The sequence below is a fragment of the Azospirillum canadense genome, assembly GCF_025961225.1.
In the GTDB taxonomy this organism is placed as follows: Bacteria; Pseudomonadota; Alphaproteobacteria; order Azospirillales; family Azospirillaceae; genus Azospirillum; species Azospirillum canadense.
The window spans coordinates 670,775-688,900 of sequence record NZ_JAOQNG010000007.1; the positions used below are offsets into that span (position 1 = coordinate 670,775).

Here is an 18,126-nt window from a genome sequence, read left to right on the forward strand (position 1 = left end):
CAACCCTTCTCCCCAGGGGGGAGAAGGGCTCGGGCATCAGAAATTGTAGTCCTTCATGTTCTCCTGGGTGACGCCGACCCAGCCTTGGCCATAGAGCAAGTTGGGCTTGGAAGCGTCCGGGGCGGTCAGGTTGGTGTAGCCGTCCAAGCCCAGGTTCAGGCCCGGCTTGATGTCGCCCTTCTTGCCGGACAGCGCCATGGCGGCCATGACGTTCATGGCGTAGCCGGCCACGGCCGGATCCCAGAACTGGATGTAGTTGACGCTGCCGTTCTTCAGGTATTCGCCCGCGACGGAGACGAGGCCCGTGCCGGAGAAGAACAGCTTGCCTTTCAACCCGCGCTCCGTGATCAGGCGCCCGGCGCCGGCCGAGGTCGGCATCGGCCCGCCGATGATGCCCTTCAGGTCGGGGTAGGTGGTCAGCGTTTCCTTGAGCTTGTTGTAGTCGGTGTTGGCGTCGTCGTACGTCTCCAGACGCTCCGTCGCCATCGACATCTTCGGGAAATGTTCCTTCTGATAGGCGACGGCGCCGTCGATCCACTCGTTCTGCGACTTGGAGGTCAGGCTGCCGACGGTGGCGACGTATTTGCCCTCGCCGTTCATCGCCTTGCCCAACACCTCCATCAGCTTCGCGCCGTAGGCCTTGTTGTCGAAAGCCTCCAGCTCGAAGTCGGTGTTCTGGATGTTGGACGCCTCGTGCGAGATCACGAGGATGCCGCGGTCGCGGGCCTTCTTCAGCACCGGCTCCACCGCCTCGACCGAGAAGGGCACGATGCAGATGGCGTCCACGCCCTGCGCGATCAGGTTTTCGACGATCTGCACCTGGGCCGCGGCGTCGGCCTGGCTGGGGCCGACCATGAAGGTGTCGTGGCCGGTGTCCTTCTTGAACTGCTCCACGCCTTCGCGCATGCGGTCGAACCAGGCGATGCCGTCCACCTTCACGACCGTGGCGATGGTGTAGGTCTTCTTCGTCGCCTGGGCAGAGATGTCCTTGCGGACATTGGAGGTGTCGACCGGCCCGTTCGACGCGGCCAGCGTGGGGCCGGTCGCCAGCGCGACAGCCACCGTCGAAACGGCCAGCGTCGCGGTCAGGGCCAGCGACGACAGAAGCTTTTTCATTGGGGAACGCTCCTTGGTGTGTTTCCTGTCCTTGGGATGCCCGCCTTGTCGGCCGGGTAGGATGCCCGGCTTTGGTGCCCGGGTCGTTTTTCTCGGACGGCGGTGTCAGCCCGAGACGATGGCAATGCTGGCGCTGGCGCCGATGCGGCTGGCGCCGGCCTCGATCATGCGGATCGCATCGGCGGTGCTGCGGATGCCGCCGGACGCCTTTACGCTCATGCCGTCGCCGACCGTGCGGCGCATCAGCGCCACGTCCTCCGCCGTCGCTCCGGCGCTGCCGGAGCCGGTGGAGGTCTTGACGAAGTCGGCGCCCGCCTCCTGGCTGAGGCGGCAGGCGGTGACCTTCTGTTCGTCGGTCAGGACGCAGGTCTCGATGATGACCTTCAGCACACGGTTGCCGCAGGCACGCTTCACCGCCGCGATGTCCGCGCGGACGACGTCTAGTTCGCCGTCCTTCAGCGCACCCAGCGGGATGACCATGTCCACCTCGTCGGCACCCGCGGCCACGACGATCTCCGCCTCCGCGACCTTCGCGGCGGTCGGGGTCGCGCCAAAGGGAAAGGCGATGACCGAGCAGGTCAGCACGCCGCTGCCCGCCAGCCGCTCGTGCACCAGCGGCACGTGCCACGGGTTCACGCAAACCGAGCGGAAGCCGTGATGCCGGGCTTCGTCGCACCAGCGCAGGACGTCCGCGCGCCCGGCGTCGGGCCGCAGGATGGTGTGGTCGATGTAAGGGGCAAGCTCCGCCGGGCGGCCGATCGCGGTGCGCTGAGCCATGGCTCTTCCTCCCGTCACGGCGGCTTGGGGCGCAGCGTCGACGCCCTGTCGCCGTGTAATGTTTTTCACACCTTGTGATCTGATCGTTTCATGTTGACGTTGCTGCCGTCAAGATGGAAACATTGCGATGGAAATCACGATAAAAGTTACGAATTCCGAAGTAATAGACTGATGGAGTTACTCACATCTCATTGATGTTACCGCTGTGGGGTGGAGCGCGGTCATGCTGCAGCGCAGAATTTGTTTCGGCCGCACTGGGAAGAGGGGATTGGACGGCGCACCATGCATAAGAACAGGCTCGATCGCCTGAATCGCCTCGCCGAAACCCTTCAGCGCGGTTCGGTCATCCGCCTGCGGGAGGCGGCCCAGATCCTCGGCGTGTCGGAAATGACCGTCCGCCGCGACGTGGCCGCCTGCAACGGCCAGCTCGCTTATCTCGGCGGCTACATCGTCAACGGGCAGGATCCGCAGGGCGGCCTCAGCTACGTCCTGGATTGGGAGAAGGACAGCCACGCGCAGAGCAAGCAGACCGCCTGCGCCGTCGCCGCATCGCTGATCGAGGAGGGCGACACTATCTTCATCGACTGCGGCACGACCACGCCGCACCTCGCGGCCCACATCCCCTCGGGCATGCACTTGACCGTGGTGTGCTACGCCATGAACGTGGCGGAGATCATCGCCCGCAACCCGAACGCCACGCTGGTTCTGCTGGGCGGGCTGTACCACCGCTCCTCCGCCTCCTTCGCCGGGGAGGAGGCGCTGGCGACGTTGCGGAGGGTCGGCATCAACAAGGCCTTCCTGTCCGCCGGCGGCATCCACGCCACCCGCGGGGTCAGCTGTTCCAACTTCCACGAGGTGGCGATCAAGCGGGCCGCCATGGCGACGGCGGTGCACAACTACCTCGTCGCCGACTCCAGCAAGTTCGGCAAGGTCAAGCCGGCCTTCTTCGCCGACTTGTCGCAGTTCGAGGCCGTAGTCACCGACCCCGCCATCGGCGCGGAGCAGCGCGAGGCGCTGGCGTCCGCCGGCATTGCCCTGCTGACGGCTGGGCGCAACGGTTCGGCCGGACAGGCTTGATCCGCCGCTCAGCGTCGGCGGTGCATCAATGTCGGGCGGCTATCGGCTGGATTGTCCGGTGATCTCCTGCCGGGCTTCGGCCGCGCGGGCGGCCGGGGTCGCGGTCCGAAGCGGATTGCAATCCGCTTTAATGCTGCCCTTGCTGGGTCAGCGTCGCGATGAACCGTTTGGTCCGCTCTCGGGTTGGGCGGCTGAACAGGTCGCGCGAGGCACCATTCTCGACCACTTGGCCACTTTCCAGGAACACCACCTCATGGGCGATCTTGGACGCAAGGCGCAGATCGTGGGTGGCCATCACCATCGTGGTTCCTTCCTCGGCCAATTTGCCGAGCACATCCACCACTTCGTCCGACAGTTCCGGGTCGAGGGCGGAGGTTGGTTCGTCGCACAGCAGCACGCGGGGAAAGGGCGCGAGCGCCCGGGCAATCGCGACGCGCTGCTGCTGCCCACCCGAAAGCGTTGCCGGCCAGGCGTCAGCCTTATGGGCCATGCCGACTTTCTGCAAAAGGGTCATGGCGCGTTCCTGTGCCTTGCCAAAGGGCCATTTCTGGACCGTGACCAACCCTTCCATCACGTTCTCGACCGCGGTGCGGTGAGGAAAAAGCTGGAAATTTTGAAACACCATGCCGGTCTGGCTGCGAAGCCGCCGAACGTCCGGCCAGTTGGGCTTGCTTCCGGGATGGAAGGTCAGCTCCTCCTCCCCGATGCGCACGGAACCGGACGTCGGTACTTCCAGCAGGTTGATGCAGCGGAGCAGTGTGCTTTTGCCGCCGCCGGATGGACCGATCAGGGCGGTCACGCGCCCCTCCGCGACGGTCAGCGTCACGCCCTTCAGGACAGTGACGTCGCCAAAGCGCTTTTCGATGTTCGATAGCCGGATCACGACTTGCTCTCCAGGAAACCGCCGTACCGCCCGAGCCGCTGTTCCAGCCGGACCTGCAGTGCGGACAGGACGGAACTCAGCGCCAGATAGATCAACGCCACCTCGACATACAGGATCAGCGGTTCGTACGTCGTCGCGACGATGCGCTGAGCGGCTTGGAACAACTCCGGCACGGTGATGGCGGCCGCGAGCGAGGTGTCCTTAACCAGCGAGATGAAGCTGTTGGACAGAGGGGGCACCGCGGTGCGCGCCGCCTGCGGCAGAATGGTGCGCCGCATCGCCTGGGTCCAGCTCATGCCAATGGAATAGGCGGCCTCCCACTGGCCCTTCGGCACGGAACTGATCACCGCGCGGATGATCTCCGACGTGTAGGCGCCGACGTTCAGCGTAAAGCCGATGAGTGCCGCGGGAAAAGCGTCCAGCACGATGCCGGCGCTCGGCAATCCGTAGAAGATCAGGAAGAGTTGCACCAGCAGCGGCGTGCCGCGGATGATCCAGACGTAAAAACGGACGGCGGCGGCCAGCGGCGCAGGCCCGAACAGGCGGATGATCGCCGCCGCGAGCCCCACCGTGAGACCCAGCGCGAACGAAGCCAGCGTCAACGGCACGGTGAAAATCAGGGCCGCCCACAGCAGCGACGCAAGCGATCCCGCCATCAGGGTAAGCCAGTGCAGCACGGGGAAGGTGCCTCTCGTGTTTTGGGTGCCGAAACAACGCTCGAGCCTCCTCCTCCCGCTCCGGAATGGGCAAGGAAACCTTGCGCAGCGCGGGGCGTGAGGGCCTGTCGAGCAAGGAACCTTTGAACGTCGCCGACGGCCTCGTCCGAGGCCTTGAGTGCGGCTCTTTTCCGGACGAAAGGGGGCTTTGCCCTTGCGCGATGTTACTTCGAGACGTCTTCGCCGAAATACTTCTGCGAGATGGCCTTGTAGGTGCCGTCAGCCTTGATCCCCTCCAGCGCGCTGTTGATCGCGGCGACCAGCGAGGCTTCCCCCTTGCGGACGATGATGCCGGAATAGTCGGCACTATCCTGGGTCGCGACGATCTTCACGTTGGCGTTTGGCTTCTGCTTCTTGAAGTCGAGGAAGGACAGGTTGTCGTTGACCGTCGCGTCGGCCCGGCCGTTGAGAACGAGTTGGATCGACTGGTCGAAACCGTCCGTGCCGACGAGTTGTGCGCCTGAAGCCTCGGCCAGCTTGCCGAAGTTGCTGGTCAGCGTTTGAGCCGACTTCTTGCCCTTCAGGTCCGCAAAGCTCTTGATGGTCTCGTTGTCGCCGCGGACAACGAGCACCGCACGGCTGGCGATGTAGGGCTCGGAAAAGTCGTACTTGGCCTTGCGGGCCTCAGTGATCCCGACCTGGTTGATCACGGCGTCATAGCGGCGGGCGTCGAGGCCGGCGATCAGGCCGTCCCACTTGCCTTCCAGGAATTCCGCCTTCACCCCGATGCGCTTGGCGACCTCACGCCCGATCTCGACATCGAAGCCGACGAGCGCACCGGACGGGTCATGATAGGTGAAGGGGGCGTAGGTGCCCTCGGTTCCGATTTTCATGACGCCATCCGATTTGATTCGGTCCAGGTCCGATTGCGCCTGGCCGGCGGAGACGGCGGTGACCTGCAGAAGGCCAGCGACGAGAAGCGATTTCAGCCATTTCATCGGTCAATGCCCAGTCATGGTGGATTCGGATAATTGACGTAGATCGCCGTCGCGCGTTGGTCTTCCGGCGCCGTGCGATTTGCAGCCACGCTACACAGAAAAATACCATACAACAAGGGAACAATAAGCCTATTTAGCATATCTGTTATGTATTTACGGGCGCTGCGAGCGGTGGATTGGACTCTGCCTTCTGGACGACCGCTGCATCGGCGCAGAGAATGCCGCACGATGGACGGCCGCCGGGTCGGGTTGGCCGAAACGGGCGGAACCTCGAAAACACCATGGGATCATGCCATAGAACGGGCGCTCCACTTTGCGCATCCTGGGACCGCAGCCCTTCCTTCATGCCCGAATCCAGAAGGCCGGTTCATCGGCGATGAAGTCCAGCGCGTCGTCCAAGTCGAACACTGCCCCGAAGGGGCCAGCCGGCCCCCAGGCCTCGCGCCGCCACCACAGAACCTCGACGCGGCTGCTTCCGGCCAAGGGGCGCAAGCGGGCAATCGGCGCGCCCGTGCGGGCGCTGAACAGCGAGTAGCCGCGATTGAGGCGGTGGGCCGTAATGCCACCACGCGGCCAGGGATAAGCGGCAATTCGCTCCAGGACGGGGTCGCTCGTGACCATCGTGATCGCACTGGCGGGAGGCTGTTGAGGGGTCAACATTCGACCACTCCAGAGGTGCACCATGGTGCGCCCGACTGTCCTCCCCAAGCGCTTCGTCGCCTGGCTGTGGCCGTATCTGGAGGCCTTCTCCGGACGCACCCGCCCCACCGTGGCGGCACTCACCGTCGGCACGGTGCTGGCGGTTGGCCCGCGCACCGTTACCAACGCGCTGCGCACCCTGGGCTTGGCCGACGAGCCCGGCTTCGCGGCGTTTCATCGTGTGCTCAACCGCAATGCCTGGTCGGGGCTGGGGCTGGCGCGCACCTTGGCGCGTGCTTTGGTCGCCGCCTTCGTTCCGGACGGGCCGATCCTCGTCGGCGTCGATCACACCCTGGAACGCCGGCGCGGCCCCTGCATCGGCCCAGCCAGCCAATACCGCGACGCGGCGCGCTCGTCCAAGGAGCAGACCGTCACCAGCCGCGGCCTGCGCTGGCTGACCACCATGCTGCTGGTCGAGGTGCCGTTCGCCGGCCGCATTTGGGGCCTGCCGATGCTGACCGCTCTGGTGCCCAGCCGCTCCTGGTGCGAAGCCAATGGGCGGCGCTACCGGCCGACCACCGCTTGGGCCCGGGCCCTTCTGCTGCGTGTCCACCGCTGGTTTCCCGACCGGCTGGTGGTCGCCGTCATGGATGGCGAGTTCGCCGCCCTGGACCTGCTCGACGCGCTGAGCCCGTACCTGATCGCGGTCACGCGGCTGCGCCTGGATGCCCGTCTGTTTGATCCCCCGTCGGACCGGCCCGGGGAGCATCCGAACACTCCTCAAGGGTGATCGCCAGCTGACCTTGCGCGCCCGCCTGACCGATCGGACCACGGTCTGGCGGCGGGTCGTACTCTCGAACCGAACCCGCTGGCGCTCCGGGCGATGGATCGAGTACGCCAGCGGCACAGCCTTCTGGTCCCATCCCGGCCAGCCGGCCGTGCCGCTCCGGTGGGTGCTGGTGCGCTATCCCGATGGCCGGCGCGACCCGGAAGCCTTTCTGTGCACCGATCCGACGGTGCCACCGCGCACCGTGCTGGAGTGGTTCAATTGCCGCTGGGCGATGGAAACGACGTACGAGGAAAGCCGCGCCCACCTCGGCGTGGAAACCCAGCGCCAGTGGACGGACAAGGCGGTGTTCCGTATGGCGCCGCTCCTGTTCGGCCTGTATTCGCTCATCACGCTGTATGTCCATCAGAACGCCGAGCGGCTGGTCCTGTCGCCGCGGCGCGCCCTCTGGTTTCCCAAACCGGCGCCGACCGTCACCGATGCCCTCGCCCGTCTGCGCCAGCACCTGTGGTTTGAGCAGGTCGTCATGTCGCTCGAAAACACCGACATGACAAAAACCCCGCCGCCACGCCTTCGCCGCTTCATCGATCTGGCCTGCTACGCACCGTAGCCCGTCTCAAGCCTGCATTCCGCCGAGCCTTATGACCACCGTCCCAGAACGGACGGGCATCCCAGGATGCGCAAAGTGGAGGTTTTATGGCGTCTCCCCAACGCTGGGAGTCCACCTCAGCGCCACTGTCGCCGCACACCGCGCCTTGGGCGCGTCGCTGAACCGCAAACACTATTTCATCCGCTCGGTGCTGGAGGGCATCACCCGCACAAAGGGCCGCCGGCCCACCCGCGTCGCCGCGCCGATCCTGCCGGACATCCTGCTGCGCATGGTGGACAGCCTGCCGGCCACCGCCAAGGGCGTGCGCGACCGCGCCGTAATCCTACTGGGCTTTGGTGGCGCGCTGCGGCGGTCGGAGATCGTGGCGCTCGACCTCGCGGACCTGGAGTTTCGCGACAATGGTGTGCAGGTGCTGAACGGGCGCTCCAAAACCGACCAGCACGGCGAGAGGCAGGAGGTCGCCATCTACGGCTCACCCAACCCGGCCATCGACGCGGTGGCGGCCCTGCAGGCCTGGCTGACGGTGCGCGGCGACGCGCCCGGCCGACTGTACGTGCAGGCCGACGGCGGCGGCAACATTCGCCTCGACCGTGGCGAGCTCGCCGGGCAGCCGGTGGTGCGGATCGTCAAGCTGGCCGCCGCCCGCGCCGGGTACGATTCGGAGAAGTCCGCTGGCCACAGCCTGCGCGCCGGGCTGGCCACCTCGGCGGCCAATCGGGACGCACAACTGCACGACATCATGCGGCAGACCCGCCACAAGAACGCCTGCGTCGCCCGCCGCTACATCCGCGACGCAGAGATGTGGAAGCGCAACGTCAGCCAGTTGGTGTTCCTGGACGACCCGGAGAAGACGCCGGAGTGACGGTCAGCCAACCCTTCCGGATCGCGCAATCCAGATAGGTTTCGAGCAGGTCGTAAAGCTCAACGCGTCTGTGTTCTCGATGGCTGGGAAGTCCGAAGAAGCTGTAGCCGTCCAGAAAATCAAGGGCGCCTCGCCGATGTTCTGCCCAGCCGGGCACGCGCCCGCTGCCCGGCCAAAGTAGGACACAGTGTGACCACCCCGGTGCGGGACCAACTCGTAGTGGATGACACTGGCCAGGATGAGCAGAGGAAGTTCCAACAGCTTCGTGTTTCGGCTGTTCGTGAGTCTCAACACCGCCGGCACGACGCCGCTTTTGGTCTTCTCCATCGGCCAGATCCTCGACCAACGCGCCCGCGAGGCCGGCATCGCGCCGCCACGGCTGCTCGGCGCGGCCCCAGCCCGCTTCTCGGCGTATTCGGCGCGCGTCGGCATGGCGCAATACTTCGTTAAGCAAGGCGTCTCGACCGCGACGATCCAGCAAGCCGGACGGTGGAAGTCGGAGCGCATGGTGCAGCGCTACGCGGCCAAGCAATTGGCCACTGCGACCGCAGCGCTGAACCTGCTGGAGGAGCGAGACAAGGGCGGCGAGGACGAGAAGGAATAGCGGATTGATTGTTGGGAGACCGTGGTGATGGTCGATCGGCGTCGACCCCGGACGCCGACCGACGCGTTCTTTCATTAATCCCGCCCGGTTATGCGGCCCGGAATTGGTCGCCGACATACATCCGATAACCGGCGGCTCACGGCGAATGGGGGCATGCCGCTGCTGTCGGAGACCGATCGCGGTTTGCCATTCACGAGTGTCTGGTGCGCCGCCTCCACGACCTGCTCTCCCGCCATTGAACCTGTGGGCAGTCCGCCCACATGCCGGGCCAGCTCCTCTACAGGGTCCACGCAGTCCGGAAGCCTTCAAAAATTGCTTCCTCGGCGGTGCGCGGCGCTAGGCCGTCGCCGATGACGTGAACCGTGCCCAGATAGTCCTCCAGGGCCTCGCTCAACTCCATGACCGGCGCGTGCCCGTGGCACACGACCAGCGTGTCGATCCCTTCGACGACGATGGCCTCGCTGCTGGTCGTGTGCTGCAGGTAGACCGTGTCGCCGTCGCACCCGTACAGGCGGGCAAAAGGCGTCACTGTCACGCCAAGCCGATGCAGCCGGCCGATGGAATGGTCGCGCACGTAGAGCGGCAACACCTCGCCGGCCGTGGTTCCGTTCACCGCCAGCCGCACCGCGCTGCCCGCACGGGCCAGCATCTCGGCGACGCCAATCCCGATCCAATCGCAGCGCCAGTCGCTGACTAGGACAGAGGCACCAACTGTGACCTCCCCTTTGATGACCTGCCAGGCATCGACGACCTGCATCCCGTCGCCCTGCTCCAAGCGCGGCCGGAACGGCGTGGCGCCGGTGGCGACGATCACCGCGTCGGGCGCCTCGGCCTCGATCAGCGCCTTGTCCACCCGCACGCCCTTGCGCACCTCGACTTGTGCGAGTTCCAGCTCGCGCTCCAGGTTCGTCACCAGTCCGCCAAACTCCGCCCGGCCTGGCAGTAGCTGCGCCAGCAACGTCTGCCCGCCGAGCCGGGTGCTCGCCTCGTACAGCGTGACACGGTGGCCGCGCGAGGCGGCAACGGCCGCCGCCTTCATACCGGCCGGGCCGCCGCCGACGACCATCACCCGCTTCGGCTCGGCCGCGGGGGTGACGGTGCTGTAGCGAAGCTCGCGCCCGGTCACCGGATGCTGAATGCAGGAAATCGGGTACCCGCGGTGGAAGTGGCCGATGCAGGCCTGGTTGCAGGCGACGCAGGCGCGGATGTCCTCGGCCCGGCCCTCCCGTGCTTTCCGCGGCATCTCCGGGTCGGCGATCAAGGCCCGCGTCATGCCGCAGACATCGGCCTGATTGGAGGCGATAACGCCTTCGGCATCCTGCGGCTGGTTGATGCGCCCGGTGACGAACACGGGCATGCCGACGCGCGCCTTCACGGTGGCGGCGAACGGCGCCATGTAGGCGTTCTCGATGGTCATGGGCGGCACGATGTGGATGGCGCCGCCGAGCGAGGCGGAGGTCCCGGCGATCACGTGGACGTAATCCAGTGCGCCGTCGAGCGCAGCGATGGCATCCAACGCCTCCCCCGCCGTCAGCCCTTCCTCGTCCATTTCTCCACCGGAGATGCGCAGGCCGATGACGAAGCGCTCGTCGGTCTTGGCCCGGACGTCGGCAATGACGTCGCGCAGAAAGCGGAGGCAGTTCTCCGGGGTGCCACCATAGGCGTCCTCGCGGCGGTTGACCCGCGGGTTGAGGAACTGCGAGGGAAGATAACCATGGCTGGCGACGATCTCCACACCGTCCAGTCCGGCTTCGTGCATGCGGCGGGCGGCATCGCCGTAGCCGGCGATGATCTCGGCGATCATCCCCCGACTCAGCGGGCGCGGCATCACGTGGAACCGCTCGTTCGGCGCCAGCGACGGCGCATAGGCAACCGCGAGAAGCCCGCCTTCGGACTCCATGATCTCACGACCGGGATGGAACAACTGGGCAAAAAGCACGGTGCCGTGCTGGTGCACCGCCTCGGCGACGCGCCGATAACCTTCTATGGATCGATCCTCGGTCGCCATCAGCATGTGAGTGGTGTAGCGCGCCGTCTCATGCACGCCCGACACCTGGAGGACGATCAGGCCGGCGCCGCCGCGCGCCCGTGCCTCGTGGTAGGCGACCAGCGCGTCGTTGACCGTGCCGTCGGTGGGCAACACCGTGTCGTGGCCGGTGGACATGATCCGGTTGCGCAGCGTCGCGCCGCGGATGGTCAGGGGCGTGAAAAGATGAGGGAATGTCCTGGCGTCCATGAACGGCTCCTGGCCGGAGTATGCGGGGGCAGATTCAGGCGCTGTGCTCACGCCGGCTGTCGCCGCGTGTGCGCCAATCAACGGGATAGAGCGCGTAGAAGACCAGTGCGGCCGAGCCTTCGTAGCGGAGCGCCGTGCCTTTCGGGATCCACAGCACGTCACCGGGCCCGACCTCGTGGACGGTGTCGCCGGTGCGCAGGCGAAACGCGCCCTCGATGCCGACGACCACCTCGTCGTACAGCACCGTCCAGGCGATCGACGTGCTGTCGAAGGTGGCCAGCCCGGCCCCTATGGTGGTGCTGATGTCCGGCCCGATCAGGCGCGCAATGGTCGCGGTGCCGGGTCCGTCGCCATAGGCTTCGAACGGCGCCTGGTCTCTTTTGAACAGGATGGGATTGGTCATGCGGTTGCTCCCGGGCGAGACAGCGAGGGCCGGCGCCGCCGACGGCGCCGGCCGTGCGAAGTCAGGTGGTCACTTCGCCGCCCACTTGTTGAAGCGCTCGTTGAGCCGGTCGATGTTCTCCAGCCAGAAAGCCGAGTTGATGTTGACTGAGGTGGCCAGGATCTCCGGCGCCGTCGGCAGGTCGGCCAGCCGCGCCTCGTCGATCATGGACAGTGCCCGCTTATTGGTCGGCCCGTAGGCGATGTACTGCGGCAGCTTCGCCTGATTTTCCGGCTTGCCGGCAAAGTCGAGGAATTTGTAGGCCGCGTTCAAATTCGGCGTGTTCTTCAGTATGGCCCAGTGATCGATGGTAAAGATCGCGCCGTTCCAGGCAATGCCGAAATTCTTCTTCTCGTCTCGGTTGGCGGCATCGATACGGCCGTTGTAGACATCGGTCATGACGACCTCGCCCGAGGCCAGAAGCTGCGGCGGCTGGGCACCCGCCTTCCACCAGATCAGGTCGCTGCGGATGGAGTCGAGCTTCTTAAAGGCGCGGTCCACACCGGCCTCGGTGGCCAGGACCTTGTAAACGTCCTGCGGCGCCACGCCGTCGCCCATCAGGGCAATTTCCAGTGTGGTTTTCGGCCCCAGGCGCAGCGCCCGCTTACCGGGATACTTCTTGGTGTCGAAGAAATCGGCCCAGCTCTTCGGCGGGTCCTTCAGCTTGTCCTTGTCGTAGGCGAGGACGTAGCTGACCGCGATGGCGCCGATGCCGCAGTCGTGAACCGCCTCCGACAGGTAGGCGTCGCGGCCGCCGATCTTGCTGTAATCGAGCGTCTCGAACAGCCCTTCCTCGCAGCCGAGCGGCAGCTCCTCGGCCTCGACCTGCACCACGTCCCAAGTGGAGGCGCCGCCCTGGACCTTGGCCCTTAGCACACCGATGCCACCGTCCCAGGATTCATCGTTCAGGGGAAGGCCGGTGGCCGTCTTGAACGGCTCGAAGTAGACTTTCTTCTGCGCCTCCTGATAGGCGCCTCCCCAGGACACCACCGTCAGGTCGCGGGCCTGCGCCTGGGCGGTCACCACGGCGGCGCCACCCAGGGCGGCCAGTGCGCACAGCATGATCTTCAGCGTTTCCATTCCCTAGTCCCTCTCATTTTTTGTGATTGTGAGACGGCACCGGGCCAGAGTGGCCGGGCTACGGGGAGCGTATTGCGGTGTTCGGCGGGCTTAGCTCCTCCCTCCGGTTGCGTCCTGGCCTTCGGAACCGGTTGCTGGTTCAGAAGCTCGGCGGCGTGATGGCCCAGACGACGACAGTCTCGACGTCTCCGGGGTTGCGGTAGCGATGCGGTGTGGTGCTCGCAAAGGCGAAGCTGTCCCCCTCCTGGAGCAAGAAGTGCCGATCGCCCACCCACAGCTCGAACTGACCGGCGATCACGAGACCGCCCTCCTCCCCCTCGTGGGTGTAGGGCTCCTCGCCGCTGCTGGCTCCCGGGGCGAAGCGGCTGAGGATCAGCTCAAGCTGGCCGGCCAGATTGGGCGACAGGAGATAATCGCGAATGCGATCGTCGTAGCTCAGGGAACGCCGGTGAGCCGCGCGCACGACGACGTCGCGTTCGTCATCCGCGCCGCTATCCCCGGCGGGAAAGAACCAGCTCACGCTGACGCCGAGGGCACCGCTGATGTCGTGAAGGCTCTTCACCGAGGGAGCGGAGAGGTTCCGCTCCACCTGGCTGAGATAGCCGATGGATAACCCGGTCTTGGCGGACAGATCAGTCAGCGTCAGGCCGCGCGCCTTGCGGAGTTGCCGGATTTCGCTGCCGACCCGTTCGCCGATCTCTGACGGCACGGTGGAGGCGGTCGCAGGCTTAGTCGGGGGTGGAGATCGGTGGGCACGCGATGGCTTCATGGACGCTCTCCTCTTCCGACAGCATCCCGCGCACTCGTGAAAAAAATCAACGACGAATTTCACCACAGTGAAAGTTTTAAGAGACGCTCATGGTTCACCGGTGCGGTGGTCTGCCAGCGCGGGGCGGATTGAAGCCGTCCTCGGCTGGCATGACGAGGCGACCGTCCAGGTTTAGGGTTGGGATTGTTGCACTGTTTGTACAAAAAGAACCGTATCGCTTCCTACGCGCGGCATCCAACCAGTGGTGCGTTGCGCCTCACCGGAAAGAAGGTCCTCACGACGGTGGCACGCGCCAGCACGATCTCGGTGGCGATGGTGGGAGCGCTCTTCGCCACTGCCTTTGGCGCGCTGTCGTTCCTCATGGGCGTTGGGATGGCGCTGTTCACGGTCCTGCGCATCCGTCGCATGGTGTGGTGGGTGTTCCGCAGGACGCCTGCAGCGCAGGCTGGACGGTGACTTTGATGTACGGAAGGCGCCAGCCGTCGCTTTGTGCAACTGGAGCCGCCGACCAGGGTTGGTGTGAACTCGTACGATCTGGTGAGAGGCAATGCCGCCTGTGCCCAGGCCGCTGTGATGGAAGCAGCCGTTGAGGCCATCAAGCCGCAGGGATCGACACCGCGCCGCCATACACGCGCGCCCATTCCACCAGCTTGGTGTGGCGAGGCGTGGTCCGCGTACCCCACACGGCCATGGCGCAGGCCCGCTTGTCGCCAACCAGGACGACCAGGCGCTTGCCGCGCGTGACGCCGGTGTAGAGCAGGTTCCGGTGCAGCATGATTTGGTGCTGCAGCAGCAATGGAATGATCACTACGGGGTATTCCGACCCCTGGCTCTTGTGGATGGTCGTGGCGTAAGCCAGAACGATCTCATCCAATTCGTCGAAGCGGTAGGGGACCGACCGTTCGTCGAACCGGATCACCGCTTCGCCCGCATCGAGCTTGATGCTCTCGATCCGGCCGATGTCGCCGTTGAAGGTGTCCTTGTCGTAGTTGTTGACCACCTGCATGACCTTGTCGCCCACCCCGTAGACCGAGCCGAACCGCTCGACGCGCTCGGCCGTGGGCGGGTTCAGGGCCTGCTGCAAGGCAACGTTCAGGGAGCGGGCGCCCGCCGGTCCGACGTTCATCGGGCAGAGCACCTGGACGTCGCGGACCGGATCGCAGCCTTGGCTGCGCGGGAGGTGCTGGGCGACGAGATGAACGATGCGGCGGGTCGCCTCGTCCGGTGTCGGTGCATCGATCCAGAAAAAATCGCTCGCCTCACCCTTGCGCGGCACCTCCGGCAGCTGGCCGGCGTTGATGCGGTGGGCGTTGCCGATGATACGGCTGGTCGCCGCTTGGCGGAACACCTCGGTCAGGCGTACCACCGGCACCAGCCCGCCGTCGATCAGGTCGCCCAGCACCCGGCCGGGGCCGACGCTGGGCAGCTGATCCACGTCGCCCACCAGCAGCAGCGCCATGGTCGGGGGCATCGCGCGCAGCAGGGCGTACATCAGCGGCACGTCCACCATGCTGGCTTCGTCCACCACCAGCAGGTCGCCGTCCAACGGGTTTTCCTCGTTCCGCTGAAAGCCACCGCCGCGCGGGTCGATCTCCAGCAGGCGGTGCAGTGTCTTGGCCTCCACGCCGGTCGCCTCGGTCATGCGCTTGGCGGCGCGCCCGGTCGGCGCCGCGAGGCGCAGGCGCACGCCCTTGGCCGCAAGGATCTTGAGGATGCTGTTGACCAGCGTCGTCTTGCCCACCCCGGGACCGCCGGTGATCACCAGCACCTTGGAGCCCAGCGCGCGCCGCAGCGCCGCCTTCTGGCTGGACGCCAGCGTCAGGCCTGCCTTCACCTCGACCCAGGGAAGGGCCCGGTCGGCGTCGATGGCGTCCCAAGGCAAGGGCGCGCGGGCCAGCGTGGACAGCCGGTCGGCGATGTTGCGCTCGGCATGAAACAGCCAACCGAGAAAGAGCGCCGGCTCGCCCATCAGAGTGTCGGCGACCAGAGTGCCTTCAGCCACCTCCGCCTCGATCGCTGCCTCGACCAGGGCGGTGTCCACGGCGAGCAGGTCCCGTGCCGCCTCGACCAGGGCGGTACGCGGCAGGCCGCAGTGCCCCTCGCCCATGGCCACGGTCAGCGCGTGCGTCAGCCCGGCGCGAACGCGCAACGGCGAGTCCGGCGGGATGCCAAACCGTTGCGCGATCTGCTCGGCGGTGGCGAAGCCGATCCCGCGCAGGTCCCTGGCGAGACGGTAAGGATTCTCGGTGATCAGCCGGACCGCATCCGCGCCATAGAGCCGGTGGATGCGCACAGCCCGCGCCGTGCCAATGCCGTGGTCGTGCAGAAAGACCATGATGTCGCGGATGGCGCGCTGCTCGCGCCAGCCCTCGACGATGTGTGCAGCCCGTCCGGGGCCGATGCCGGGCACGTGGCGCAGGCGCTCCGGCTCGTTGTCGATAACATCGAGCACCTGCTCGCCGAAGGCCTGGATGAGCTTGCGGGCGTAGACCGGGCCGATGCCGCGCATCAGCCCCGACGCGAGGTACTTCTCGATGCCGTCCGCGGAGACGGGTGGGGCGGATTGGAGATGGTCGGCTTGGAACTGGGGGCCGTGGATACGGTCATTGACCCACTGGCCGGTGGCCTGGACCGATTCGCCAGGAGCAATCGCCGCGGCCCGTCCGACCACCGTCAGCGGGTCGCGTTGCCCACGCACCTTGATCCGGAGCACGCAGAAGCCGGTCTCGGCGTTGTGGAAGGTGACCCGCTCCACGGCGCCGACGACCAGCTCACGATCCGAGGAGGCGGAGGACATATTGGCCATCAGCGGGGGCGGGCAGGGGTGAACGGCATCATCGCCAACATATGGCGAACCATCCCGCAGAACCAAAGTGTTCCAGGCCATTCAGGCGGGTATGGCCAGGGTTGGTCGATCCGCTTTCGCCCAGAGGTACGCCTCACCCGCGCACAGTGGCGAAACATCCGGTCACCGTGCCGGCTGGTCTGTTTCGGGAGCCTCGCCAACTTGGGTTGCCGACGCGGTCGGCGCAATCGCGACGCTTACGTCGGACCCAATCCAGGATTGCGAGCGCTCTGATGAGGGAACTCTGCCCATTTCGGCGCGCCGATGGAGTTCGAGTGCGATCCGGATCGCGCTCGCGTCGTGGCCGCTGGCAAAGGGGGGCGCAGCAGCGAGCTTGCCACGCCACACGCCAGCGTCAGGCGGATCGGCGCGAAACCGGGCCTGAGCGCCCCGTGGGCTGCGGCCGCCACAGACGGACGGAAATCGCGGCGTTGCTTTGGCTGGCGACGAAGTGATGCTCGGCTCGAAATTGGTCGATGGCACCCAGCATATCGTCCGACAGCACGCGCGCTGGTTCCGACAGCTGGACAGCGCGATGGCTCACGGTCATCGCCCAGCGCGGCGGCGTTCCTGGCGCGCTCGACCCGACGGTGGCCACCGGCGGCGACGCCACCCACGCGCAAGCGTCCGCATCCCAGCCGATGATGCGGCGGTCGATACCAGTTTGGAGCCACGCCCAGCCGGTCAGTTTCAGCGGGATGGCTTCCCCGAGCATCGGCCAGTTCTCCTTGATCAATCACTGGCGGCGACCGTAGGCGTTCTCACTTCGTTCTGCAATAGCGGCGCTTTCCTTCTCTCCTTTTTCGCGGCGGGGTGTCTGTGCAGGGCAGGAAGAACTCAGACGTGGTCTCAGCTCTAGGCAACGAGCAGAGCGGTGGCTCTGGTCACCTCAGCATTTTCTCGGCGCCTCGGATATGGGCGTAAACGCTTCATTCTTTTGCACGCGCGGATCGACCGAGAACGTGCGATGCGACTTCAAAAGGGGTGTACTTCGGAAACCCGATCTTCCGATGACGGCAGCGGGACATTCGTCATCACATGGGTCGCAACGGCCCACCAAGCTCTCTATGGTCAAGATGGAGCCAGGTGCGGTTGCCTGGTCGCAGGACGGGAGAGCTGAATGTCGTTGGATGTCACGCCGGGCTGCCATTGACGTGTGGAAGGCCACCTTCCGCAGGAGATCGCACGACCAAAGGCGTTGCTCGCGGCGGGCTTTGTGATCGCAACCCGAATGTTCGCCGACGGCAACCGGCGACCGCTATCGCCGAACGAGCTGGAAGCGATTAAAGCCGATTTGGCCGACCGCGGCGCCGCGCCGAACGAGACCAACATCACCACCTTTTCGCTCACCGCCGATGGGCTCGCCGACTACGCGGAGGTGATGGCCCACACATTGGGTCAGATCCTCGCGTACGAGCCGAATTCCTATGTCGGAGCGCACGTCGCGAACGACAGCGAGGTGGCCGACGAGGAGGAACTGGCCGCCGCAGCGGGAGCCGTTTACGTGTATCTCAAGGAGCAGGGGATGTCGGCCGTCGGAGCCGCCGGGCCTGTTGCCGTGACCACGGCGCAAGTCGCGCTCGACGACGGTGTGCCGCCGGAACAGATGATGCGCATCGCCATGGAAATCCTCATGGGGGCAGCGCTTCGGATGAAAGGCCGGACCTAAACAAGCGTCAGCCGGCTATCGGCACCAGCTCCAACGGTGTTGATCAACGGCTCTATCACCGAAACGTAGGTTCCGG

Annotated in this window: 19 protein-coding genes; 7 read left to right on the forward strand and 12 right to left on the reverse strand. The window is 65.9% G+C overall.

The window, feature by feature from the left end; genetic code table 11:
- Window positions 1–36 precede the first annotated feature (36 nt).
- Complete coding sequence (locus tag M2351_RS30750) at window positions 37–1,116, reverse strand: autoinducer 2 ABC transporter substrate-binding protein (RefSeq protein WP_264659823.1); 1,080 nt, start codon at window positions 1,114–1,116, stop codon at window positions 37–39.
- Window positions 1,117–1,221: 105 nt separating this feature from the next.
- A complete protein-coding gene (deoC, locus tag M2351_RS30755) occupies window positions 1,222–1,893 on the reverse strand; it encodes a deoxyribose-phosphate aldolase (RefSeq protein ID WP_264659824.1) in 672 nt (223 codons plus the stop codon).
- 282 nt (window positions 1,894–2,175) lie between these two features.
- Between deoC and M2351_RS30760 the strand changes: the two genes are divergently transcribed.
- Window positions 2,176–2,970, forward strand: coding sequence for a DeoR/GlpR family DNA-binding transcription regulator (locus tag M2351_RS30760; RefSeq protein ID WP_264659825.1), 795 nt, complete (start codon window positions 2,176–2,178; stop codon window positions 2,968–2,970).
- A 127-nt stretch (window positions 2,971–3,097) separates the two neighbouring features.
- Here the strand turns inward: M2351_RS30760 and M2351_RS30765 are convergent, their stop codons facing one another.
- From M2351_RS30765 to M2351_RS30780, 4 genes are all read right to left on the reverse strand, one after another.
- Window positions 3,098–3,853, reverse strand: a complete 756-nt coding sequence (locus M2351_RS30765) for an amino acid ABC transporter ATP-binding protein (RefSeq protein ID WP_264659826.1) — start codon at window positions 3,851–3,853, stop codon at window positions 3,098–3,100.
- Window positions 3,850–4,530, reverse strand: coding sequence for an amino acid ABC transporter permease (locus M2351_RS30770; RefSeq protein ID WP_264659827.1), 681 nt, complete (start codon window positions 4,528–4,530; stop codon window positions 3,850–3,852). The genes M2351_RS30765 and M2351_RS30770 overlap by 4 nt, the downstream gene beginning before the upstream one ends.
- A gap of 203 nt (window positions 4,531–4,733) precedes the next feature.
- Window positions 4,734–5,402: an amino acid ABC transporter substrate-binding protein gene (locus tag M2351_RS30775; RefSeq protein WP_264659828.1), complete on the reverse strand. Its 669-nt coding sequence runs from the start codon at window positions 5,400–5,402 to the stop codon at window positions 4,734–4,736.
- Window positions 5,403–5,849: 447 nt separating this feature from the next.
- On the reverse strand, window positions 5,850–6,167 hold the full coding sequence (locus M2351_RS30780) for a hypothetical protein (protein ID WP_264659829.1): 318 nt from the start codon (window positions 6,165–6,167) through the stop codon (window positions 5,850–5,852).
- A 22-nt stretch (window positions 6,168–6,189) separates the two neighbouring features.
- Between M2351_RS30780 and M2351_RS30785 the strand changes: the two genes are divergently transcribed.
- The 4 genes from M2351_RS30785 to M2351_RS30800 all read left to right on the forward strand — a co-directional run bounded on the left by M2351_RS30785 (window position 6,190) and on the right by M2351_RS30800 (window position 9,009).
- Window positions 6,190–6,936: a transposase gene (locus tag M2351_RS30785; protein WP_264659830.1), complete on the forward strand. Its 747-nt coding sequence runs from the start codon at window positions 6,190–6,192 to the stop codon at window positions 6,934–6,936.
- Window positions 6,937–6,949: 13 nt separating this feature from the next.
- Window positions 6,950–7,543 (forward strand): hypothetical protein, encoded by a 594-nt coding sequence (locus tag M2351_RS30790; protein ID WP_264659831.1) that lies wholly within the window; start codon window positions 6,950–6,952, stop codon window positions 7,541–7,543.
- A gap of 145 nt (window positions 7,544–7,688) precedes the next feature.
- Window positions 7,689–8,405, forward strand: a complete 717-nt coding sequence (locus tag M2351_RS30795) for a site-specific integrase (RefSeq protein ID WP_264659832.1) — start codon at window positions 7,689–7,691, stop codon at window positions 8,403–8,405.
- A gap of 238 nt (window positions 8,406–8,643) precedes the next feature.
- On the forward strand, window positions 8,644–9,009 hold the full coding sequence (locus M2351_RS30800) for a site-specific integrase (protein WP_264659833.1): 366 nt from the start codon (window positions 8,644–8,646) through the stop codon (window positions 9,007–9,009).
- A gap of 277 nt (window positions 9,010–9,286) precedes the next feature.
- Here the strand turns inward: M2351_RS30800 and M2351_RS30805 are convergent, their stop codons facing one another.
- The 4 genes from M2351_RS30805 to M2351_RS30820 all read right to left on the reverse strand — a co-directional run bounded on the left by M2351_RS30805 (window position 9,287) and on the right by M2351_RS30820 (window position 13,536).
- The gene (locus tag M2351_RS30805) at window positions 9,287–11,245 is read right to left on the reverse strand and encodes an oxidoreductase (RefSeq protein ID WP_264659834.1); all 1,959 of its coding nucleotides are present in this window, start codon (window positions 11,243–11,245) and stop codon (window positions 9,287–9,289) included.
- A gap of 34 nt (window positions 11,246–11,279) precedes the next feature.
- The gene (locus tag M2351_RS30810) at window positions 11,280–11,648 is read right to left on the reverse strand and encodes an AraC family ligand binding domain-containing protein (protein ID WP_264659835.1); all 369 of its coding nucleotides are present in this window, start codon (window positions 11,646–11,648) and stop codon (window positions 11,280–11,282) included.
- Between the two features lie 69 nt (window positions 11,649–11,717).
- Window positions 11,718–12,749: an ABC transporter substrate-binding protein gene (locus M2351_RS30815; protein ID WP_406567468.1), complete on the reverse strand. Its 1,032-nt coding sequence runs from the start codon at window positions 12,747–12,749 to the stop codon at window positions 11,718–11,720.
- Between the two features lie 157 nt (window positions 12,750–12,906).
- Window positions 12,907–13,536 (reverse strand): cupin domain-containing protein, encoded by a 630-nt coding sequence (locus M2351_RS30820; RefSeq protein ID WP_264659837.1) that lies wholly within the window; start codon window positions 13,534–13,536, stop codon window positions 12,907–12,909.
- Between the two features lie 195 nt (window positions 13,537–13,731).
- Here M2351_RS30820 and M2351_RS30825 point away from each other — a divergent pair, with 195 nt between their 5' ends.
- Window positions 13,732–13,992: a hypothetical protein gene (locus M2351_RS30825; protein WP_264659838.1), complete on the forward strand. Its 261-nt coding sequence runs from the start codon at window positions 13,732–13,734 to the stop codon at window positions 13,990–13,992.
- A 139-nt stretch (window positions 13,993–14,131) separates the two neighbouring features.
- On the opposite strand, the gene recD2 is transcribed toward M2351_RS30825, so the two are convergent.
- Window positions 14,132–16,333: an SF1B family DNA helicase RecD2 gene (gene recD2 / locus M2351_RS30830; protein ID WP_454464597.1), complete on the reverse strand. Its 2,202-nt coding sequence runs from the start codon at window positions 16,331–16,333 to the stop codon at window positions 14,132–14,134.
- A 403-nt stretch (window positions 16,334–16,736) separates the two neighbouring features.
- Window positions 16,737–17,096: a hypothetical protein gene (locus tag M2351_RS30835; protein ID WP_264659840.1), complete on the reverse strand. Its 360-nt coding sequence runs from the start codon at window positions 17,094–17,096 to the stop codon at window positions 16,737–16,739.
- A gap of 516 nt (window positions 17,097–17,612) precedes the next feature.
- On the opposite strand from M2351_RS30835, the gene M2351_RS30840 reads away from it, so the two are divergent.
- Window positions 17,613–18,050, forward strand: a complete 438-nt coding sequence (locus M2351_RS30840) for a hypothetical protein (RefSeq protein WP_264659841.1) — start codon at window positions 17,613–17,615, stop codon at window positions 18,048–18,050.
- Window positions 18,051–18,126 lie beyond the last annotated feature (76 nt).

Excerpts from the sequence above, each read along its gene's own strand:
- M2351_RS30750 (WP_264659823.1), bottom strand. The coding sequence starts at position 1,116 with ATGAAAAAGCTTCTGTCGTCGCTGGCCCTGACCGCGACGCTGGCCGTT.
- deoC (WP_264659824.1), bottom strand. The coding sequence starts at position 1,893 with ATGGCTCAGCGCACCGCGATCGGCCGCCCGGCGGAGCTTGCCCCTTAC.
- M2351_RS30760 (WP_264659825.1), top strand. The coding sequence starts at position 2,176 with ATGCATAAGAACAGGCTCGATCGCCTGAATCGCCTCGCCGAAACCCTT.
- M2351_RS30775 (WP_264659828.1), bottom strand. The coding sequence starts at position 5,402 with ATGAAAATCGGAACCGAGGGCACCTACGCCCCCTTCACCTATCATGAC.
- M2351_RS30780 (WP_264659829.1), bottom strand. The coding sequence starts at position 6,167 with ATGTTGACCCCTCAACAGCCTCCCGCCAGTGCGATCACGATGGTCACG.
- M2351_RS30785 (WP_264659830.1), top strand. The coding sequence starts at position 6,190 with ATGGTGCGCCCGACTGTCCTCCCCAAGCGCTTCGTCGCCTGGCTGTGG.
- M2351_RS30800 (WP_264659833.1), top strand. The coding sequence starts at position 8,644 with ATGAGCAGAGGAAGTTCCAACAGCTTCGTGTTTCGGCTGTTCGTGAGT.
- M2351_RS30805 (WP_264659834.1), bottom strand. The coding sequence starts at position 11,245 with ATGGACGCCAGGACATTCCCTCATCTTTTCACGCCCCTGACCATCCGC.
- M2351_RS30810 (WP_264659835.1), bottom strand. The coding sequence starts at position 11,648 with ATGACCAATCCCATCCTGTTCAAAAGAGACCAGGCGCCGTTCGAAGCC.
- M2351_RS30815 (WP_406567468.1), bottom strand. The coding sequence starts at position 12,749 with ATGCTGTGCGCACTGGCCGCCCTGGGTGGCGCCGCCGTGGTGACCGCC.
- M2351_RS30820 (WP_264659837.1), bottom strand. The coding sequence starts at position 13,536 with ATGAAGCCATCGCGTGCCCACCGATCTCCACCCCCGACTAAGCCTGCG.
- recD2 (WP_454464597.1), bottom strand. The coding sequence starts at position 16,333 with ATGTCCTCCGCCTCCTCGGATCGTGAGCTGGTCGTCGGCGCCGTGGAG.
- M2351_RS30835 (WP_264659840.1), bottom strand. The coding sequence starts at position 17,096 with ATGCTCGGGGAAGCCATCCCGCTGAAACTGACCGGCTGGGCGTGGCTC.
- M2351_RS30840 (WP_264659841.1), top strand. The coding sequence starts at position 17,613 with ATGTTCGCCGACGGCAACCGGCGACCGCTATCGCCGAACGAGCTGGAA.